Genomic DNA, 18,186 nt, shown 5'->3' on the forward strand with positions numbered 1-18,186 from the left:
TTATTTCTAAAGCAAATCGATCGTCTAAAAGTTGATAAACTAATGAGTGCCAACAGCATTGAGTTTCACTGGAAAGCTAATCACCCTCGACGCCATGTATGATATTTCTCAAGCCAGTTTAATACCGTTTCAGGCGCATGATTGCGTTTCCATTCACCAGCCGCGTATTTATTACCCTCCGCCCATGTCGGGTACATATGAATGGTGCCGAGTATTTTATTCAGCCCTAAGCCATGCTTCATCGCTAATATAAATTCCGGCATGATGTCTCCAGCATGCTCAGCGACGATGGTCACGCCGAGTATTTTATCTTTGCCTTTCGGCGTAATGACTTTGATAAAGCCATCGTTGGCGCTTTCCGTCACCGCACGATCTAAATCTTTAAAGTCATAGCGAGTAATTTCAAAGTCGATGCCTTTTTCAATAGCCTCTTGCTCATTTAAGCCAACGCGTGCGACTTCTGGATCAATAAAAGTCGTCCACGGAATCACGCGGTAATCTACTTTAAACTTCTTTAGATGCCCAAACAAACCATTTACGGCGGCGTACCATGCCTGATGGGAGGCCACGTGAGTAAACTGATAAGGGCCAACGACATCACCAGCAGCGTAAATATTGGGGTAGAGGGTTTCTAAATAGTCATCGGTCTCGATGGTACGTTCAGTTTCAATCCCTAAGGTTTCTAGGCCATAGCCTTCTAAGCGCGCACTACGTCCAACGGCACAAAGCAATTCGTCATATTCAATAGCGATCTCTTGCTTATCTGTACCGCTTTTTTTAACTGTACTGTCGTCTTGCGCTTCAACGATAATAAATTTTTTACCATCGCGAGCTTCACAGCGAATCGCTTGATGCGAGGTTAAGACATTCACGCCACTCTCGACGAGTACTTTGTGTGCAAATTCAGAGACTTCCACGTCTTCTTTTTTCATGAGACGCGCGCCTCTTTCGATTTGGGTAACATTGGAGCCTAAGCGTGCAAAAGCTTGTGCTAGCTCAGAACCGATTGGCCCGCCGCCAAGTACCACTAGCTTTTTCGGTGCTTCTTCTAACTCGGTAAACTTGTTCCAAATAGTATCGCTGGTCACATAGCCGGTTTCTTCCAAACCCGGCAAATCTGGGATAAATGGACGCGCGCCAGTAGCGATAACAATGGAACGTGCGGTGAGTTTTTGCGTGCCGCCATCGTTTAGCGCAATCTCTACCGTCCACGGATCGATGAATTTGGCATAACCTTTTAGCACTTCGACACCCAATTCCGTATAACGCTCGACGCTATCGTTTGGCGCGATATCAGCGATGACTTTATGGATACGGCTCATGACGTTTTTGAATGAGAACTTTGGTGGTGTATTTTCTAAGCCGTAACGCTCAGCATTGCGCATCTGTTCTGCGACTTTTGCGCTTTTAATCAAAGCTTTACTCGGTACACAGCCATAATTTAAGCAGTCGCCACCCATTTCACCCGCTTCGATTAAAGTCACTTTTGCTCGGACGGTGGCTGCAATATAGCTGGTGACTAGCCCGCCAGCACCAGCGCCAATCACAATCATATTACGGTCGAATTGTTTAGGTTTGTTGTAGTTTTTATAGACGCGGCGTTTTTTTAGCATATTTAATATCCCTTTTGCTATTAATGGGAAGAAACCTAACAACGCAAATGAGACAATTAAATTAAACGATAAAATACCTGAAAGGCTATCGATTTTCCCCAACTGTGTACCTGCATTGACGTAAACCAAGGTGCCGGCGAGCATACCAACTTGGCTGACCCAGTAGAATGTCCTCGCTTTAATCGCAGTGACGCCCATGAGTAAATTAATCAAAAAGAACGGAAATATCGGCACTAAGCGCAGGGTAAATAAGTAAAACCCGCCTTCTTTTTCAACGCCAGAGTCAATGGCTGCTAAGCGTTCCGGAAAGCGCTGTTTAATCGTATCACGCAGTAAATAACGTGAGGTTAAAAAGGCCAGTGTCGCACCAATACTAGAGGCAAATGAGGCGACCAATAAGCCTTGCCATAAGCCAAATAACGCTCCAGCTGCTAAGGTTAAAATAGCTGCACCAGGTAAGGATAGGGCGGTGACGACGACATAAAGTAAAAAGAACCCACCGATAATTAATAGTGGTGATTGCGCTTTATAGTCGTTAAATTGCGCCATCGACCCTTTTAAGCCGTCAAGCGTCAATAGTTCGTTGAGGTCAAAGTAAAAAAAGCCAATGACTAACATCAATACGGCTAATATTAAAACTATCTTTTTAATCATGGATTATCCAGCTATATAGTCATGCAAAATAGTCATGCAAAGGGGCGGATGTGGATGACAGCATTTAAAAAAGTCTTACTTCTAGACGCATCGTTATGTCATCAGTCTTACTATAATCTACTTTTTTATTATTCGTCGTTGCATATGGTTTTTTAGTTTGTAGATCAAAATAACTACTCAGACTTACTAGCAGCTGTCTTAAGCTTGAGCTGATAAAGTCTTTTACCCAAACTTAAACCACTCGAATGCCTTATCAAAGATAGGGCAATACATGCAAACAATGTGGTTTAATTTGAGTGAATGCTCAAATGCAAATAAAATGGCTAATATAGGTCTGTTAGGCATTGTAAGGGTTATTGAATGGTTGTTCAAATTTATCTGACAGGTAACAGGTAACAGGTGACAGGTGACAGGTGACAGTTTTATAAAATAGCGATGAACATTTATTATAATTTTCTTAATTGCTCAATTAACCAGCGATGTATACCACTGTCATTAGTACGTGGATGCCAAGCGGCTATTACCTTAAAGGTGGGCGGTAAGGCTTCTACTTTAAGCTCTTTAACTTTATCGTTTGGCAGTAGTCGCGCAGGATAAAAGGCAATCATGTCGGTGGTATGCAGAATATCTGGCACGGCTGAAAAGCTAGGTACTGACATCACGATGTTTCGCTTAAGGCCTTTTTCAGCGAACCATTGGTCATGAGAGCCGCGCAAATTAGCACGCGAAGGCGATACCACCAGTTGCGGCTGTGCGGCGATTTGTGTCAGTGTTAGTGCCTCTGTTGCAAAGGTGTTTTTACAACCAGTAATGCATAAATGTTGCTCTTCAAGCAGCGTCACATACGATAAATTATCAGGAATAAATTCGGGAAAGGTAATGAGTAGATCAAGTTCACCTGCCGCAATCAGCTGATTGATGTTATCTGAAGCAAAGTCGCGCACTATCAACCTCAAATCAGGCGCTTCACGGCGCGTTATATTAAACAGTTGTGGTAATAATGCCTGCGTTGCATAGTCAGTTGCGCTAATCGTAAACACACCCTTATAGGTTTGCGGCGTAAACACCTCGGGCTCTAACAACATTTCTAACTGTTTTAATATATCGTCAATCGGTTGCCGCATCGACAGTGCTTTTGGCGTTGCCACCATACTATTACCTTGACGGATAAACAAACGATCATCAAACAAATCCCGTAGCTTACGCAACTGCTCACTGATCGCCTGTTGCGTCAGTCCCATTTTGCGTGCAACTTTTGAGAGATTTTTTAGATCAAATAGTGACTGAAGCACCCTAAGCTGCTTGATATCAAGCCGGTTCATACCATCCATAATTAATACCATTAATAATTGTATCTTAAACAAGAAACGGTTGTTTCTAATTGTACCTGCAAAACGCTATGCTGACCAACATTGCTTAAGTAGCCACTAAATGAGCTATTAAGCATTAAAACAGGCTCAATACATTCAATAATAAGCCATCAGCTGCTTTAAAAGAGATACTTATGACACAAACTATTCCAGATACAAAGACATTATTTTCCTCTGTAGCACTTGGGCCTTATACGCTCAACAACCGTATCGTAATGCCGCCATTGACACGCTCTCGTAGCACGCAACCTGACAATATCCCTAATGACTTAATGGCCAGCTATTATGCACAGCGTGCGTCAGCAGGCTTTATGGTGACGGAAGGTACGCAGATTGAGCCAAGAGGTCAAGGTTATGCTTGGACGCCAGGTATCCATTCATCAGCCCAAGTTGAAGGTTGGAAAAAAGTCACGCAAGCAGTACATGACAAAGGCGGTATTATTTTTGCTCAGCTTTGGCATGTAGGCCGTGTGTCGCACACCAGCTTGCAGCCTAATGGTGCTCAGCCGGTAGGGCCGTCTGATATTACCGCTGATAACGTCAAAGTATTTATTGAAACAGGTCCAGGTGCAGGTGCATTGGCTGATCCAAGTGAGCCACGCGCTCTCAGTACCGATGAAGTTGGTGAGTTGGTAACGATGTATGCGGCCGCTGCGCGCAATGCATTGGAGGCGGGTTTTGATGGGGTAGAGCTGCATTGTGCTAACGGTTATTTGGTCAATCAGTTTATCTCTGAGCACACCAATCACCGTGATGATCAATATGGTGGGTCGTTGACCAATCGTTTGCGCTTCTTAAAAGAAATCGTCGCTGCTGTCAGTGATGTGGTGGGTGCTGATCGTTTAGGCGTACGCTTTGCGCCATTATTTGCGAGTACGGATGAGACGCGCGTGTATTTAGGCTTGGTAGAGTCAGATCCCCATCATACCTATGTCGAAGCAGTCAAATTGCTTGAGCAAGCGGGTATTGCTTATTTGTCCATTGCAGAAGCTGATTGGGATAATGCGCCTGATTTACCAGACACTTTTTATCAAGCAGTCAGAGCTGAGTTTTCAGGACGTATTATTTATGCGGGTAAATACACTGTGCAGAAGTCGGTCGATATACTATCTAAAGGTTATGGGGATTTATTCGCGTTTGGTCGTCCTTTTATCGCCAATCCTGATCTGCCAGAGCGTATTGCCAATAACTGGCCGTTGAATGAAGTAGATCCTACCACGATGTATGGTGGTACTGATGTGGGCTACAGTGATTATCCTTACTATCAAGAATAGCAAAGTACATAAACAGTGACTGAGATAAGGCCATTAATACTAATGGCCTTATTTTCATTTATAAATTTGTGACTTGTTGGATATTCACAGACAGTCAATCTTTAAGCGACAATTATTGTTTTTGTCGCTTAAAGGTTTTTCTTTTATCGTTTTATCAATAGGTAGTAGGCAATGAATCAGAATTCCAAAGACAGGCTGATACGCATATTAATAGGGTATGTTGGACTTTATCCGACGCTCTTAATCGTATTAACGCTATTAAAGCCTGTGACCCAAGGTCTAAGTTTGCCCGTAGTGGTGTTGATTGAGACAATAATCCTCGTTCCGCTGACACAAATGGTGTCATTCCCACTAGCAGGCAGGCTTATTGAGCGTTTAAGAAGAGAAAAGTAGAGGTCTTAGGTTACTATTTGAATCACAACATTTTCATTACAATCATCGCCATGACGACGGATACAATATAACGCACTTCTAAAAATCAAATAACAACTTAGACCATAAGGACGGCTCATGACTAAAACTATTTTAATTACTGGCAGCACTGATGGTATTGGTAAACTTGCGGCTTTAAAGTTAGCAGAAGCGGGACATCGAGTGTATTTGCATGGCAGAGATGCTGACAAACTTAACAGGGTCATTACAGAAGTCAAAGCAGTGTCAAAAGGTGCAGCGGTAGATAATATTGATGGATTTGTGGCTGATTTTTCAGATTTAAATGCAGTACGTCATATGGCTGTAGAAGTAAGCGAAAAACTGTCAAAGCTTGATGTGCTGATTAACAACGCAGGGATTTATACCACTGCATCGGCCATGACCAAAGACGGATTAGACGTACGATTTGTGGTCAATTATTTAGCGCCTTACAAGCTGACCAACGCCTTGTTACCGCTACTCAAAAAATCTAATAAAGCGCGCATCGTCAATCTAAGTTCAGCAGCTCAAGCGCCGATATCCTATAAAGCATTTGCAGGAAACGAGCATCTCAATGATAAAGAGGCCTACGCGCAAAGTAAGCTGGCGCTCACGATGTGGAGTATGGACTTAGCCGATACCGTCGCAGGCAATAGTATCAGTGTGATTGCTGTCAATCCAGGCTCGTTACTCAATACCAAAATGGTCGATGCGGCTTACGGACAATATTGGTCCTCAGCAGATAAAGGGGCGAATATCCTAGCGGAGTTGGCTATCTCGGATGAGTTCTCTGATGATACGGGCAAATACTTTGATAATGATATTAAAGATGGGGCACATGGCGATGCTAGAGGCGAGTTCGGTCAACCGCATGCCGATGCTTTAAATAAAGAAGCCATTACAGCGCTTAAACGCCAAACTCAGGCAGTATTAAAATCGATTTCTACATAAGACTTATAGTCAGTCGGATCATTTATTGGATACCATAACAAAGTGAATGCACTCAAAATCATCATAGTATATAAACATAGGAAGCCATTATGAACACGCAAGCAAACCAAGCCATCACCCTCGTTGCCACTATTGAGATCAAACCTGAACACACTGAACAAGCCAAATCTGAGCTACTCAAGCTAACCAAAGCGTCACAGGCTGAAACAGGCTGTATTCAGTATAACCTACATCAAGACAATGCCAATCCTAATAATTTTGTCACTTATGAGGTTTGGGAAAATCAGGAGCTGATGGAGCAGCATGGACAAAGCGAGCATTTTCAAAACTTTGTTAAAGTGACAAAGGATATGATCGATAACTTTGTTATCACTGAGATGACCTTTATCGCGTAAATTTTACCTAGGGCGTGTCCTCATTTTAAAGATAAGGATAAAAGTACAGTCCTATAGACTTCAAAACTCCCACAGCTTTAGCTTTTATAAATAAGTGGTTGCAGAGTGGTATGCCATATTTATGCAGTGCAGCTACCACGCAACGAGCGTCAAAAAATATAGTACATGCATTGGTAGCTAATGACAAAGCTCAAAGCTCAAAGCTCAAAAGCCATTAGCTACCAATACTGCCTCTTCGCTAGCTTTCCAAAAGCAGACTGTCCTTTTATTCTCCTATAGTCAATCCCCTATAAAAAAGTTCCGACGTTAACCTCGCTTGAAGTATCACATATACATCGTCACTCAGTTGCTTTGTAGTACTTTTACATTGGATCAACTACAACAAATACGACATCAGCTTCCTCTGTTTGTAGTTGATGACGGCATTAATGACTATATAACCAAATCCATATAAACCCGATGTATTCTCGATAACCCTGCTAATGTATAGATTGCACTTGGTTTCCATGTATGAAAAATATTTGAATTCAACTATATATATCCTATCCTTCATTGTTCACTCCAACGCTGCGTATTAAAGTTTTATTACACCTCATTAAAAACTGAGTTTTTGATGGTGTGCGGCTGTATGAAATTTTTTTATTTTAATAAAGCCGCACTGACCTTTAAAATAATATTATAGTGATAAAGTAATATAAATTACCATTGTTAAAATATGAGTTGCAACCGCATACTTACTATTTTAGTATATCTAGCAGAGTAAGCAACTTTAAATGAATAGATAGTTTTATATTAAGGTAATTATAATTACCTATTCTACTATTATGGTTTTATACAATTCTAAATTAATGACTTTTCACCAAGTAATATCGTCAAGGAAAGACTATATGAGTATCGAAACCTTAGCCCCAAATTGGATGACTGAAGAGCGCAAAATGGTTTACGAGAGTGCGCTTAAAATGTTTAAAGGTTGGGAACCAAAAGATGAGCAATGGCGAAAGAACGGCATGATTGACCGCGAGGCTTGGGAAGAAGCCGGCGAAAATGGTTTTTTATGTGCCTCAATGCCTGAAGAATATGGCGGCGGTGGCGGCGATTTTCGTGATGAAGTCGCGATTATTTATGCGCAAGCAGAATCCAATCAGTCAGGCTTTGGCGGTATTGTGCATTCAGGAATTGTTGCTCCTTATATATTGAACCATGCAACCGAAGAGCAAAAGAAAGAGTGGTTGCCCAAAATGGCTAGTGGCGAATATATCGCGGCTATCGCTATGACTGAGCCGGGCACTGGCTCTGATTTACAAGCCCTGAAGACTTATGCGATAAAAGAGGGTGATGACTATATTATTAATGGTTCAAAAACCTTTATTACCAATGGTCAGCATGCCAATCTCATTCTGCTCGCTTGTAAGACAGATCGCGAAAAAGGCGCGCAAGGCGTCTCACTCATTGTAATAGAGACTGATGGTTTAGAAGGGTTTGCGCGCGGTCGTAATTTGGATAAAGTTGGCCTGACATCCCAAGATACCTCAGAGCTTTCTTTTAGTAATGTGCGCGTCCCGCAAAAGAATCTGCTTGGTCCGATAGAAGGGATGGGGTTTATTCAAATGATGCAAGAGCTACCTCGTGAGCGCTTATTAATCGCCTTGACAGGCATTGGCGCGATGAAATTGGCTATCAATTTGACGCTTGATTATGTCAAACAACGTGAAGCCTTTGGCAAGCCGGTTTGGAAATTCCAAAACACCAAATTCAAAATGGCAGAGTGTTATGCCAATTATCTAGCCGCTCATAGTATGTGTGACTTAGCGATAGATGCCATCATGGAAAAAAGGCTGTCTATTCCTCATGCCTCGTTAATCAAATATTGGGTCACTGAAAAGCAGTGCGAAGTGATCGATGAATGTGTGCAATTGTTCGGTGGCTATGGTTATATGAACGAGTATCCTATTGCGCGCCTATACGCTGATGCGCGGGTACAAAAAATCTATGGCGGTACCAACGAGATTATGAAAGAGCTTGCTGCTCGCTTTATGTAACTCGTTTTGTTCGAGAAGTGCTGCTGGATTTATTTATTGAAGTTTTGATCACTTATAATTCAGCCGACAATTTGATATTTATTAGCAATTATATTTGTTACCTATTTAAAAAAGTAAAAAGGGATTTTTATGACTGAGACCGCTTATATCTATGACAGCATCCGTACCCCACGTGGTAAAGGCAAAAAGGATGGTTCTTTATACCAAGCGTCGCCCATCTGGTTGGTGCGTGGTTTATTAAAAGAGATGGAGCAGCGCCATAACTTGGATACCAGCTTAGTAGATGACGTTGTCCTTGGCTGCGTCACTCCTGTAGGCGAGCAAGGTTCTGATATTGCTCGTATTGCGGTGCTTGATGCCGACTGGGATCAAAGTGTCGCTGGCGTCACGCTTTCTAGATATTGTGCGTCAGGGCTTGAATCCATCAATCTTGCGGCTGCCAAAGTCATGTCAGGTATGGAAGATTTGGTCGTCGCAGGCGGCGTCGAATCAATGAGCCGAGTACCAATGGGTTCTGACGGTGGCGCTTGGTACATGGATCCACGAGTTAACGCTGCAACTGCTTTTGTACCACAAGGGGTTGGCGCTGATACGATAGCCACACTCAAAGGCTTTAGTCGTACTGATGTTGACGAATTTGCTACTGAATCACATCGCCGCGCTGCCAACGCTTGGGAAAAAGGTTATTTTGATAAGTCAGTGGTGCCTGTCAAAGATCTTAATGGCATGCTGTTACTAGATAAAGATGAGACTATCCGTCCGAATACGACGGTTGAGACGTTAGCAGGATTGAATCCTTCTTTTGTGATGCCCGGTCAGATGGGATTTAATAGCGTTATTTTGGACAAATACACTACTATCGAAAAAGTGAATCATGTGCATCATGCGGGCAATTCATCGGGTATCGTTGATGGTGCCGCTCTATGCTTAGTGGGTAGCGCTGCTGCTGGGAAAAAAGCCGGTCTTAAACCGCGTGCCAAGATTACCATGGCCGCAGTTATCGGCTCAGAACCTGCCATTATGCTAACGGGTCCAACACCTGCCTGCAAAAAGGCCTTGGATAAAGCGGGTATGCAAGCCTCTGATATTGATCTTTGGGAAATTAACGAAGCCTTTGCCGCTGTTCCCATGAACACCGCTCATGATTTTGGTATTTCTCTTGATATTGTCAATGTAAACGGTGGCTCTATTGCTATGGGTCATCCGCTAGGAGCTACGGGCGCTATGCTAATGACTACCGTACTAGATGAGTTAGAGCGTCGTGATCTTAAAACCGCCATGCTGACGTTATGCGTCGGTGGTGGTATGGGAATTGCGACTATCATTGAGCGCGTATAAACCCTCTATTTAATGCATAAAAATGATAATTTTGAGATCATTTAAAGGATAAAAAATGACTACAAATACAGACAGCATCGATATTATTAATAATCTAGCAAACTTTTCAGCGCAACGTGATGATGACGGTATCGTCATGGTAACTATCGATCAAAGCGATCGAAAAATGAACGTTATTGGCGATGGTTTTACCGACGCTTTTGCCACTATGACGGACAGTTTTATTAATGATGAGTCTGCTAAAGGCTTGATCCTAACCTCAGCAAAAGACAGCTTCGTTGTGGGCGCTGATATTGATCAACTATCACGTATTGAGACCGCTGAACAAGCGTTTGATTTAGTCGAAGACTTAAAAGGTAGCCTACGTAAACTTGAAACTTCAGGTAAACCTGTAGTTGCCGCTATGACGGGAACGGCTTTAGGCGGCGGACTAGAGCTTGCATTAGCCTGTCACTATCGTATAGCGATTGACTCTCCAAAAACCAAACTTGGTCTACCAGAAGTTAAGTTGGGTCTATTGCCAGGTGGGGGCGGTACTCAACGTCTACCAAGACTTGTCGGCATTCAAAAAGCGCTTGAGCTGATGACGCAAGGAATTGAGCTACGTCCTAAAGCCGCCTTAGATATCGGTCTTATCGATGCTACTGCCTCTGATAATGATGATATGTTAGCGCAAGCGAAAGCGTGGATCGAAGCCAATCCGAAAGCGCAGCAACCTTGGGATAAAAAAGGCTTTAAAATCCCTGGCGGCAATAGTATGCATCCTAAAGTGGTGCAAGTATTCTCTATCGCGCCTGCGATGGCTAATCAAAAGTCGCACGGCAACTATCCAGCGATTACTCATATCATGTCTTGCGTCTTTGAAGGCTGTATCGTCGATATCGACACCGGTCTCGAGCTTGAGTCGCGTTTCTTTGCCGCTTGTGTGCTATCCCCTGAATCTAGAAACATGATTGGCACCCTTTGGACGCAACTGAATAGCATCAAAAAGGGCCAGTCACGCCCTGCTGGTTTTGAGCGCTATAAAACTAAAAAAGTGGGTATTTTAGGTGCGGGCATGATGGGTGCGGGAATCGCTTATGTCAGCGCAAAAGCAGGACTAGATGTGGTACTACTCGATACTGAATTGGCAGGTGCCGAAAAAGGCAAAGGGTATTCTACCAATCTTTTGGATAAAGCGATCACTCGTAAACGCTCTACCGAAGACAAGAAGCAAGCATTACTGGCACGTATTCACCCAACTGTCTCTTATGACGATCTAACAGATTGCGACTTAATCATCGAAGCCGTGTTCGAAAACCGTGAAATCAAAGCCAAGTGTACGCAGCAATCTGAAGCTGTGATTCCAGAATCAGCGGTTTACGCTTCTAATACGTCAACTTTGCCCATAACAGGACTGGCTGAAGCGAGCAAACGTCCGCAGCAATTTATTGGTCTCCATTTCTTCTCGCCAGTCGATAAGATGCCTTTGGTGGAAATCATTGTCGGTGAAAAAACTGACGACGAAACCTTAGCCAAAGCTTTTGATTACGTGCTGCAAATTGGTAAGACTCCTATTGTTGTCAATGACAGTCGCGGCTTTTATACCTCACGTGTATTCGGTACCTATGTATCAGAAGGCGTCGCCATGCTAGGTGAAGGTGTGCATCCACGTAGTATCGAAGTTGCTGGCATGAAAACCGGTATGCCTATGCCGCCGCTAGCGCTACAAGATGAGGTGTCATTGAGCTTAGCCTTGCATGTCATCGAGCAGCAGCAAAAGGATATGGAAGCCGAAGGCAAAACGATGGTGATGCCTCCTTCTTATAATATCCTTAGCGCTTTTGTTAAAGAGCACGATCGCGAAGGTAAAAAGAACGGCAAAGGCTTTTATGAGTATCCAGAAAAAGGCGACAAGCACTTATGGTCTGAGCTGGTGAACTTATACCCAACCACCGCTGAGCAACCATCGCAACAAGATCTTGTGGATCGTTTGATGTTTATTCAAGCCAACGAATCCGCTAAGTGTTTTGAAGAAAATGTTGTACGCTCAGTGGCCGATACCAATATTGGCTCTATCTTTGGTTGGGGGTTTACGCCACATCAAGGTGGTACGTTGCAGTTTATTAATTCTATGGGTGTAGAGCAGTTTGTCGCCCGTAGTCGCGAACTTGCCAAGCAATATGGCGAACGTTTTGAGCCGGCAAATATTCTAGTAGAGATGGCGTCAAGTGGTGAGGTTTTCTCTGATGACTGATTCGATGGCTAATTTAGCTAATGCTATGGATGGCATGAGCGACTGCTTACAAGGATTGCAGGTCATTGATTTGACCCGCAATCTACCAGGACCTTTTGCGACACGTTTGCTTGCTGATTTGGGCGCAGAAATCATAAAAATCGAGCCTAAAGGTGGCGATCCTGCTCGCGCTCTAGGTGGATTGTTCGATGCTTTAAATCATGGAAAAACGATTGAAAAGATAGATTTCCGTAATACTGCAGACATCGAGGCTATTAAGGAGCATCTTAAGAACGCCGATGTCATGCTCGACAGCTTCCGTCCAGAAGTGCTTGAGGGTATGGGACTGGACGCTAAGACCCTGCATGCGATTAATCCAAAGCTGGTCATGGTATCTATTACTGGTTATGGCACTGCTGATAGCGATAACATCACTCATGACTGGGCGGCTAAAGCGGGTCATGACATTAACTTTATGGCGATGAGTGGCGTACTTGACCAGCTCAAGACGGCTGATGGCGATCAGGCAATGCCTAATGTCCAGTTTGCAGACTTAGCAGGCGGTAGTGATACGGCTGTCATTGCCTTACTTGCAGCGGTCTTTGCTGCTCAGCGCACGGGCAAAGGTCGACATGTCGCAGTCAGCATGACGCATAGCTTATACAATCATATGATTATGCCTAAAGCTACGGGGACGCTCGTTAAGAGCTTCTCGGGTCAAAATCCGCCACCACACTATGACTTTTTAGGTGGGTTATTACCATGCTATCGCTTATACAAAACTTCAGATGATCGCTACATGGCGGTGGGTTCGCTTGAGCTGAAATTTTGGCAAGGATTATGTGAGGTTTTAGAGCTGCCGCAGTACAAAGATGCTCATTGGCAGCGCGGAGTTATGCCTAATCTGCCAGCTAGTCAAGAAGCTGCTAAAGCGGTTACTGATAAATTTGCCAGTCAGCCGCTTGATTTTTGGCAACAAGCATTTGAGGCTACAGACGTTTGCGCCACTCCTGTACTGACGTTAGAAGAGGCCAAAGCACATCCACTATTTGCCCATCAGGACGAGCATCACTCAACAATAGGATGGCAAGATATCAAAGAATAATTATCAAAGCTGAATTTTGAAATCATTTATTCTTTAAACTCATTACCAAGGAAGGTAAGTTATGGATAAGTTTTGGACACAGGGTTATCCAAAAGGGGTGAACGCCCAAATAGCCCCGCCGCACAGTACCGTGATTGATATAATCAATGATAAGTTAATAGAATATGCTGATCGAGAGTTCTCTAGCAATATGGGCGTTAGCTACTCTTATGCCCAAATTGACCAGATATCATTAACGATTGCCGCGTGGATTCAGAACTTAGGCTTAGCCAAAGGCTCAGTCATCGGTATTATGATGCCCAATGTTCATCAGTACTTGCCTATTGTTATAGGGATCGTTCGCGCAGGTATGGTGACGACCTTAATCAACCCACTATATAGTCCCCGCGAATTGAGACATCAGTTGATTGATTCTGATGCTGCGGCAATTTTTATCTTAGAGCCTTTCTGCAATACTTTAGAAAAAATAGTCAAAGATACTCCAGTCAAAACTGTTGTCATTAGCAAAATTGGCGACATGCTAGGTACAGCGAAAGGGACACTTGTAAACCTTGCCGCTAACTATGTCAAAAAAGCTATCCCTAGTTATCATTTAAAATCTAACGCTAATTATGAGGTCACTAGCTATAAGTCACTGTTAAAAAACGGCAAAAACTTGCCTTACTCTCGCCCTGCTATAAAACCTGATGACTTATTGATGTTGCAATATACAGGGGGCACTACGGGTGTCGCTAAGGGTATTTTGATTAGCAATAAAAACGTGGTGACGGCGACTTATCAGTTCGTTGAATGGTTTAAACCGGTTTATGCGGACGTTGCTGATAACATCCAGATGAATAGTATTATTGCCCTGCCGCTTTATCATATTTATGCCTTTATCTGCTCGATAGTAGGATTGAGCGTAGGTCAACATCTCACCTTAGTCACCAATCCACGTGATATTCCTGGCTTTATTAAGATTCTAGCTAAACGTCCTTTCCACTTTCTTCCTGGCGTCAATACTTTGTTTCAAGCTTTTGTCAATAATCCCGAATTTAGCAAATTAGATTTTTCAGAATGCAAATTGACCGTGGTTGGCGGTATGGCAGCAACCCCTGAGACAGCAAGGCGCTGGCTTGAAGTCACGGGCTTGCCTATTTTAGAGGGGTGGGGAATGTCTGAGACCCTAGGAGTTGGCACTGCCAATCCATTCGATGGCACCGAGTACACTGGCAATGTCGGCCTGCCACTACCCGGAGTCGATATTAGTATCCGTAATGAAGCAGGGGAAATTATCGAATTAGGTGAAGTGGGTGAGATGTGTATCAAAGGCGATAACGTCATCGCTAGTTATCATAATCTTGACAATGCTGGTTTTTTCACTGCTGATGGTTATCTAAAAACTGGCGATATCGCGTCTATGAACGAGCAGGGCGCTATCAAAATTTATGACCGTAAAAAAGACATGATTATTGTCAGCGGCTTTAATGTTTATCCTAACGAAGTCGAAAACATCATTGAAACTCATCCTAAAGTTGTCGAATGTTCTGTTGTTGGTATTGTTGATGAACGGCAAGGTGAATCGGTCAAAGCTTATGTTGTTAAAGCCGATCAGAGTTTGAATGAAAACGAGATAAAAGCGCTTTGTAAAGAAAATCTAGCAGGCTACAAATGCCCTCGCCATATTGAATTCATAACCGAGTTACCCAAATCTACCGTAGGTAAAACACTGCGCCATGAGCTTAGAAAATCAGCGAGTAGCGTTTAAATCCAGTTTTAATATTTGGTGGTGTATCAAAAAGTATGCTGGGGTAATAAAGGAAGGGTGACAGTCAAAGCAAGATGATATATTTGAGGTTATGAAGACACAAATACAGATCAATTGCCCCGACTGTCACAGTCTTAGTCTAAAGAAAAATGGTATAAAAAGCTATGGTAAGCAAAACTACCAGTGTAAGGACTGCAAACGACAATTTATTGGTGATCATGCTTTAACCTACCAAGGTTGTCACTCTCAAATAGAAGATAAAATACGGCTAATGACGGTTCATGGTTGCGGCGTTAGAGACATAGCGGTTATAGCCTCAGTCAGTATTGGTAAAGTATTGAGCACCATAGGCTCATCTGTTTATAAGATCGCGCCTAAGAAGCGCTACTATGAACGCTTAGAGGTTGATGAGTTCTGGACTTACGTGTATCGCAAGAAGCGTAAAGTCTGGCTCATCTACGCTTATGACCGTGCAACTAATGAGATTGTCGCTTATGTCTGGGGCAAACGTGACCTAAAAACGGCTAAGAAGTTAAGAGCGCGTCTTAAGCAGCTTACAGTCAGCTATGGCTCTATCAGTATGGACAACTGGGACAGTTTTATAACCGCCTTTAAAAGTGATAACAAACGAATTGGCAAACAACATACGGTAGGCATTGAAGGTAATAACTGCCGTCTTAGACACCGGTTAAGACGAGCGGTTAGAAAGACTTGTTGCTTCTCAAAAAAGCTTGATAATCACTTTAAAGTATTCGATCTGGTGTTCTTTTATGTCAATTATGGCTACGTCTAATGCCAGCATACTTTTTAGAACACTACCGAATCATGCATGGCGTTGACCGCTCCGCACGAAGCGGCAGTGGTAATCGTGGCAAACAATGACGTGGCAACAATGCCGAAACGCACTTCTTTGCCCTCCATGTTGCCGCTCACACTGGCATCGGTCAGACCTTGAACTTGTGACGCCAACCAAGGGTTGCCGGCAAGCTCGCTGCTGACGGTCAAAGAATACATCGCTATGAACAAGATCGTCATAGCACTTAAGATAGCGATACCTTGTTTGAGGTTGCCGCTTATTTTGCCAAGACAAAAACAAAGCGACGTTGGGATAAGGAAGATGGCCAACATTTGGATAAAATTAGAAAAGGGCGTGGGATTCTCAAACGGATGAGCAGAGTTAGTATTAAAAAATCCACCACCGTTGGTACCGAGCATCTTAATGGCTTCCTGCGAGGCAACAGGGCCCAAAGCAATCGTTTGCGATTCACCTTGTAGGGTCTGCACATCGGTATACATGGATAGCGTTTGTATGACGCCTTGGCTCATCAACAGCACGGCTATAATTACCGCTATCGGCAGCAAAATATAAAGATTACAGCGCCATAAATCTATCCAAGCATTACCCAAGTGCGTGGTTTTTTTAAATACTAGACCGCGCATTAAGGCAAAAGCCACTACGATACCGGTTGCGACTGATAAGAAGTTTTGCAACGACATACCCATCATTTGGGTCAGATAGCTCATGTTACTTTCGCCGCCGTAAGCCTGCCAATTGGTATTAGTGACAAAACTAATGGCGGTATTCATCGCCAAGTCCCATGTGACGCCTGACATATTGGCAGGGTTTAGCGGCAAGTGTCCTTGCACCAACTGCAACACAAATAACCCCAACAATCCAATGAGATTGAATAGCACAATGGCGAGCGCGTACTGTTTCCAATTCATACCAAAAGCAGGGTTGCCCTTGGTATCTTGACCGATCATACCTAGCGTCGTAAAAATACGGGATTCAAGCCGAGAAACAGGGGCTTGCATCCTTTGCAGCAGGTACCCTGATAGAAAATACCCTAAGGTAAATAGAACGATTAAATAAATAACCAGCTGTGAAAGCGCATATATGGTCATTAAAATGCCTCCGGTTTAATCAGTACATATAACAAATAGATGAATAAACCGAGGGCTAGAAACCCTGCAAAAACTTCCATGACACTCTCCAAAAACGCACAATGAACCATGAATAATGAAGATCAGCGATGGTTAGACTGATCTTTTATTACTTTTTTATTGCTTAGTTATTAATAGGAATAGTATGCCGAGAGAGGTATAAAAGTGTTGTCAAGATAACGCGGTGGGGTATAAAGAAAGTATAAAGATGGGTAATATTTTCCCCTACATTATCTTTATAAATACTAAGATAAATAAAAGGACTTAAATCAGGAGCTGAAATCATGAAAGCAATGACTATCGCCGCCATACTTACCGCAATGACAGTCACTAATATCGCCCGAGCCGAGATCTATAAATGGCAAGATGAGCTATGCGATATGCAGGGTAATTTTGACAATAAAAAATATACCGCCAAGCAAATCAAGAATTCACATTTCGTATTGGAGGGTTTAACGAGGGCAAATCTACAAAGCTTTTTTCCACCGATGAATATTAACGATATAGACAACGTATCGAAGACAGACATAACCAATTTAGATAAAGAGTATGAGTCACTCAAGCGTAAAGTTGAGCCATTAGAAGTCGTACCAGCAGCCCAGACGTATAAGCGTGAGCTACTAAAGTCTATTGAAGGCGAATACGTTCATGATAGATTGAGTATTTTGGCTTATATAGATCCTATACAAGCGATGAGATTGAGCCCGCCGATGTGCAAACAGTATCTTGAACCTTTCTTCAAAAACGAAACTGCCGTACAGCGTAAATGGCGGCAGTTCATTGAACAAAGAATTGAGCAGCAAGCCCTTATGCATAGTGATGGCGGTCAGTCATATCGCAAGTTTGCGACCGAGCGCTATGAGGAAGAAAAAGCCAGCGATCCTGCTAATTATGCCAAAATAAGTTTGTTAACCTTTGGTTTTGGTAACTGCGTCAATAATCAGATTTATCATGCTGACTCTCAAAAAGTCTTTAGTCATTATAATCAACTTAATAAAACCCTCTTTGGCAAAAGTATCAAGAGGGTTTGTGATGAGCCGTAAGCGCTTAACTTAAGCTTAGAAAGTTATAGAACGAAGTAGTAGCGGGTGAGGACTTTACGTATAAAAGCAAAGTTGATTTTATGAATA

The 18,186-nt window shown here is 43.0% G+C and carries 15 protein-coding genes; 11 read left to right on the forward strand and 4 right to left on the reverse strand.

The annotated features are described in order from the left end of the window. Positions 1-80: 80 nt before the first annotated feature. Together AAEY80_RS04920 and AAEY80_RS04925 are read right to left on the reverse strand one after the other, a co-directional pair. On the reverse strand, positions 81-2,267 hold the full coding sequence (locus tag AAEY80_RS04920) for a dihydrolipoyl dehydrogenase family protein (protein ID WP_350587963.1): 2,187 nt from the start codon (positions 2,265-2,267) through the stop codon (positions 81-83). 446 nt (positions 2,268-2,713) lie between these two features. Further along, positions 2,714-3,598, reverse strand: a complete 885-nt coding sequence (locus tag AAEY80_RS04925; protein WP_350587964.1) for a LysR substrate-binding domain-containing protein — start codon at positions 3,596-3,598, stop codon at positions 2,714-2,716. 185 nt (positions 3,599-3,783) lie between these two features. Between AAEY80_RS04925 and AAEY80_RS04930 the strand changes: the two genes are divergently transcribed. The 10 genes from AAEY80_RS04930 to AAEY80_RS04975 all read left to right on the forward strand — a co-directional run bounded on the left by AAEY80_RS04930 (position 3,784) and on the right by AAEY80_RS04975 (position 15,905). After that, the gene (locus AAEY80_RS04930; protein WP_350588005.1) at positions 3,784-4,911 is read left to right on the forward strand and encodes an alkene reductase; all 1,128 of its coding nucleotides are present in this window, start codon (positions 3,784-3,786) and stop codon (positions 4,909-4,911) included. Positions 4,912-5,082: 171 nt separating this feature from the next. Continuing rightward, the gene (locus tag AAEY80_RS04935; protein ID WP_350587965.1) at positions 5,083-5,304 is read left to right on the forward strand and encodes a putative antibiotic biosynthesis monooxygenase; all 222 of its coding nucleotides are present in this window, start codon (positions 5,083-5,085) and stop codon (positions 5,302-5,304) included. Positions 5,305-5,421: 117 nt separating this feature from the next. Then, positions 5,422-6,273, forward strand: a complete 852-nt coding sequence (locus AAEY80_RS04940; RefSeq protein ID WP_350587967.1) for an SDR family NAD(P)-dependent oxidoreductase — start codon at positions 5,422-5,424, stop codon at positions 6,271-6,273. A gap of 89 nt (positions 6,274-6,362) precedes the next feature. Next, the gene (locus tag AAEY80_RS04945; RefSeq protein ID WP_025652889.1) at positions 6,363-6,668 is read left to right on the forward strand and encodes a putative quinol monooxygenase; all 306 of its coding nucleotides are present in this window, start codon (positions 6,363-6,365) and stop codon (positions 6,666-6,668) included. Positions 6,669-7,555: 887 nt separating this feature from the next. After that, the gene (locus AAEY80_RS04950; RefSeq protein ID WP_101211050.1) at positions 7,556-8,707 is read left to right on the forward strand and encodes an acyl-CoA dehydrogenase family protein; all 1,152 of its coding nucleotides are present in this window, start codon (positions 7,556-7,558) and stop codon (positions 8,705-8,707) included. Positions 8,708-8,836: 129 nt separating this feature from the next. Then, the gene (locus AAEY80_RS04955) at positions 8,837-10,045 is read left to right on the forward strand and encodes an acetyl-CoA C-acetyltransferase (RefSeq protein WP_201567495.1); all 1,209 of its coding nucleotides are present in this window, start codon (positions 8,837-8,839) and stop codon (positions 10,043-10,045) included. Positions 10,046-10,100: 55 nt separating this feature from the next. Further along, positions 10,101-12,281: a 3-hydroxyacyl-CoA dehydrogenase NAD-binding domain-containing protein gene (locus tag AAEY80_RS04960; protein WP_350587968.1), complete on the forward strand. Its 2,181-nt coding sequence runs from the start codon at positions 10,101-10,103 to the stop codon at positions 12,279-12,281. Then, complete coding sequence (locus AAEY80_RS04965; RefSeq protein ID WP_350587969.1) at positions 12,274-13,365, forward strand: CaiB/BaiF CoA transferase family protein; 1,092 nt, start codon at positions 12,274-12,276, stop codon at positions 13,363-13,365. The genes AAEY80_RS04960 and AAEY80_RS04965 overlap by 8 nt, the downstream gene beginning before the upstream one ends. A gap of 61 nt (positions 13,366-13,426) precedes the next feature. Further along, positions 13,427-15,112, forward strand: coding sequence for an AMP-binding protein (locus AAEY80_RS04970; protein WP_025652884.1), 1,686 nt, complete (start codon positions 13,427-13,429; stop codon positions 15,110-15,112). 91 nt (positions 15,113-15,203) lie between these two features. Further along, positions 15,204-15,905, forward strand: a complete 702-nt coding sequence (locus tag AAEY80_RS04975) for an IS1 family transposase (protein ID WP_025652883.1) — start codon at positions 15,204-15,206, stop codon at positions 15,903-15,905. A gap of 14 nt (positions 15,906-15,919) precedes the next feature. Here the strand turns inward: AAEY80_RS04975 and kdpA are convergent, their stop codons facing one another. Next, complete coding sequence (gene kdpA, locus AAEY80_RS04980) at positions 15,920-17,017, reverse strand: potassium-transporting ATPase subunit KdpA (protein WP_227502382.1); 1,098 nt, start codon at positions 17,015-17,017, stop codon at positions 15,920-15,922. Then, positions 17,017-17,127 carry a K(+)-transporting ATPase subunit F gene (gene kdpF, locus AAEY80_RS04985; protein WP_084212332.1) on the reverse strand — a complete coding sequence of 37 codons (111 nt, stop codon included), beginning with the start codon at positions 17,125-17,127 and terminating at the stop codon, positions 17,017-17,019. The genes kdpA and kdpF overlap by 1 nt, the downstream gene beginning before the upstream one ends. A gap of 213 nt (positions 17,128-17,340) precedes the next feature. On the opposite strand from kdpF, the gene AAEY80_RS04990 reads away from it, so the two are divergent. Continuing rightward, complete coding sequence (locus tag AAEY80_RS04990) at positions 17,341-18,099, forward strand: hypothetical protein (RefSeq protein WP_025652882.1); 759 nt, start codon at positions 17,341-17,343, stop codon at positions 18,097-18,099. The last annotated feature ends 87 nt before the right edge of the window (positions 18,100-18,186 follow it).

The sequence above is a fragment of the Psychrobacter sp. 78a-MNA-CIBAN-0178 genome (genome assembly GCF_040309625.1).
Lineage (GTDB): Bacteria > Pseudomonadota > Gammaproteobacteria > Pseudomonadales > Moraxellaceae > Psychrobacter > Psychrobacter okhotskensis.

Excerpts from the sequence above, each read along its gene's own strand:
- AAEY80_RS04920 (WP_350587963.1), bottom strand. The coding sequence starts at position 2,267 with ATGATTAAAAAGATAGTTTTAATATTAGCCGTATTGATGTTAGTCATT.
- AAEY80_RS04925 (WP_350587964.1), bottom strand. The coding sequence starts at position 3,598 with ATGGATGGTATGAACCGGCTTGATATCAAGCAGCTTAGGGTGCTTCAG.
- AAEY80_RS04935 (WP_350587965.1), top strand. The coding sequence starts at position 5,083 with ATGAATCAGAATTCCAAAGACAGGCTGATACGCATATTAATAGGGTAT.
- AAEY80_RS04940 (WP_350587967.1), top strand. The coding sequence starts at position 5,422 with ATGACTAAAACTATTTTAATTACTGGCAGCACTGATGGTATTGGTAAA.
- AAEY80_RS04945 (WP_025652889.1), top strand. The coding sequence starts at position 6,363 with ATGAACACGCAAGCAAACCAAGCCATCACCCTCGTTGCCACTATTGAG.
- AAEY80_RS04950 (WP_101211050.1), top strand. The coding sequence starts at position 7,556 with ATGAGTATCGAAACCTTAGCCCCAAATTGGATGACTGAAGAGCGCAAA.
- AAEY80_RS04955 (WP_201567495.1), top strand. The coding sequence starts at position 8,837 with ATGACTGAGACCGCTTATATCTATGACAGCATCCGTACCCCACGTGGT.
- AAEY80_RS04960 (WP_350587968.1), top strand. The coding sequence starts at position 10,101 with ATGACTACAAATACAGACAGCATCGATATTATTAATAATCTAGCAAAC.
- AAEY80_RS04965 (WP_350587969.1), top strand. The coding sequence starts at position 12,274 with ATGACTGATTCGATGGCTAATTTAGCTAATGCTATGGATGGCATGAGC.
- AAEY80_RS04970 (WP_025652884.1), top strand. The coding sequence starts at position 13,427 with ATGGATAAGTTTTGGACACAGGGTTATCCAAAAGGGGTGAACGCCCAA.
- AAEY80_RS04975 (WP_025652883.1), top strand. The coding sequence starts at position 15,204 with ATGAAGACACAAATACAGATCAATTGCCCCGACTGTCACAGTCTTAGT.
- kdpA (WP_227502382.1), bottom strand. The coding sequence starts at position 17,017 with ATGACCATATATGCGCTTTCACAGCTGGTTATTTATTTAATCGTTCTA.
- kdpF (WP_084212332.1), bottom strand. The coding sequence starts at position 17,127 with ATGGTTCATTGTGCGTTTTTGGAGAGTGTCATGGAAGTTTTTGCAGGG.
- AAEY80_RS04990 (WP_025652882.1), top strand. The coding sequence starts at position 17,341 with ATGAAAGCAATGACTATCGCCGCCATACTTACCGCAATGACAGTCACT.